Raw genomic sequence first — 1,999 nt, 5'->3', positions numbered from 1 at the left:
CCGCTGTTGGTGCCCCTCTACGAACACCCCGCCCACCACCCCGAGGCCTGGGAGGCGCTCGTGCGCGCCGCGTCCCGGCTGCACTCGGTGGTGCTCAACCCCGGCAGCGGTCCCGGCAGCGCGCCCGACGAGGGCTTCGCCGACGTCGCCGCGCGGCTGCGGGCGGCCGGGGTGACGGTGCTCGGCTACACCGACACCGACTACGGCCGGCGCCCGCACCGGGACGTCGTACGGGACCTGCTGCACCACCGCGACTGGTACGGCACCGACGGGGCCTTCCTCGACCAGGTGGCCGCCGGCCCCGAACTGCTCCCGCACTACGGGCGGCTGGCCGTCGCCGCCCGGGCCGCCGGGGCGGACACCCTGGTCCTCAACCACGGGGTGCACCCGCACCCCGGCTACGCCGCGCTCGCCGACCTGCTGGTCACCTTCGAGGGCCCCTGGGACGCGTACCGGGCGGCGGACCCGCCGCCGCCCTGGACGGCCGGGCACCCGCCCGAGCGCTTCTGCCACCTGGTGTACGCCGTCCCGCCCGACGCCCCGGCCACCGCTCTCGCGGCGGAGCGCGGCGCAGGGGTGCACTGCGCGGTCCCCGGCACCGGCGCCCACCCGTGGGGGACCCTGCCGTACGGGCTGGAACCCGCCGACCGGTCCCGGGCCGCCGGCTGACCCGGGCGGCCGGGGGGCGTACCGGCAGGATCACACCGGCAGGATCACGTGCACCCGGTAACCGCCGCCGTACCGCGGCCCGGTGGAGCACGTGCCGCCCAGCGCCACCGCCCGCTCCCGCATGCCGACCAGACCGTGGCCCCCGCCGTCGGCGGGCCCCGGCAGCGGGGACGGGTCGGCGGCCGTGCCCCCGTCGTCCAGCACGGTCACCTCCACCGAGGGCCCGACCCGCACCACGCTCACCTCGGCCCTGGCGTCCGGTCCGGCGTGCTTGCGCACGTTGGTCAGCGCCTCCTGGATCACCCGGTACGCCGCCAGGTCCACGGCCGCGGGCAGCGGCCCGTCCGCACCGGGCCCGTCCGCGCCGGGCCCGTCCGTGACGTCGACCGCCACGTGCACCGGCAGCCCGGCGTGCCGGAACGTGTCGACCAGGTCCTCCAGCCGGGCCAGCCCCGGCGCCGGCTCGGTCGGCGCCTCCGGGTCCCCGGACTGGCGCAGCAGCCCCACCGTCGCCCGGAGCTCGTTCAACGCCGACCGGCTGGCCTCCCGCACGTGCGCCAGCGCCTCCTTGGCCTGGTCCGGGCGCTTGTCCATGACGTGCGCGGCCACCCCGGCCTGGACGTTGACCAGGGCGATGTGATGGGCCACCACGTCGTGCAGGTCGCGGGCGATGCGCAGCCGCTCCTCGGCCACCCGGCGCCGGGCCTCCTCCTCGCGGGTCCGTTCGGCGCGTTCGGCCCGCTCCCGGATGGCGTCGATGAAGGCCCGCCGGCTGCGCACCGCGTCACCCGCGGCGGCGGCCATCCCGGTCCAGGCGAACAGGCCCACGTTCTCCTGGGCGTACCAGGGGAACGGCCCGACCAGCATGGCCACGCCCGTCAGCCCCACCATGGTGAGCAGGCCCACCCGCCAGGTGGTGGGCCGGTCGGTGCGCGAGGCCAGGGTGTACAGGGCGACCACCGTGCACATGGCGACGGGGGCCCGCGGCGGGGCGGTGACCAGCTCCAGCAGGGACAGGGCGTTCGTCGCGCACAGCACGGCCATCGGCCGGCGCCGGCGCAGCACCAGCACCGCCGCGCCGAGCACCATCAGCACCAGGGACGCCGGGTCCGGGCTGCGGTCGCCGAACGTCGGCCCGTGCGGCCCGTGCGGGTCCGCGTACGACCCGACCACCATGGCCACCAGCACGCCGAGCGCGAGCAGCGCGTCGCCCCCCAGGGGGTGCGCGCGCCACCAGCGCCGGGTGGCGCGGAAGGGCAGGAGGTCGGTCGTCACCCGGATACCGTACGGCCTGCCCCTCCACCCCGGGACGGGGGCGACGGCGGGGGAG

The 1,999-nt window shown here is 77.9% G+C and carries 2 protein-coding genes; one reads left to right on the top strand and one right to left on the bottom strand.

Annotated elements, in window-relative coordinates:
* Window positions 1–3 precede the first annotated feature (3 nt).
* A complete protein-coding gene (locus EF918_RS35205; protein ID WP_125652912.1) occupies window positions 4–669 on the top strand; it encodes a spherulation-specific family 4 protein in 666 nt (221 codons plus the stop codon).
* Window positions 670–699: 30 nt separating this feature from the next.
* Here the strand turns inward: EF918_RS35205 and EF918_RS35200 are convergent, their stop codons facing one another.
* Entirely contained in the window at window positions 700–1,944 is a 1,245-nt protein-coding gene (locus tag EF918_RS35200) for a sensor histidine kinase (protein WP_125652911.1), read from the bottom strand.
* Between the last annotated feature and the right edge of the window lie 55 nt (window positions 1,945–1,999).

Origin of the sequence: Streptomyces sp. WAC06614 (genome assembly GCF_003949795.1) — a bacterium.
Taxonomy (GTDB): domain Bacteria; phylum Actinomycetota; class Actinomycetes; order Streptomycetales; family Streptomycetaceae; genus Streptomyces.
This window is presented reverse-complemented; position numbering and strand designations above follow the sequence as displayed.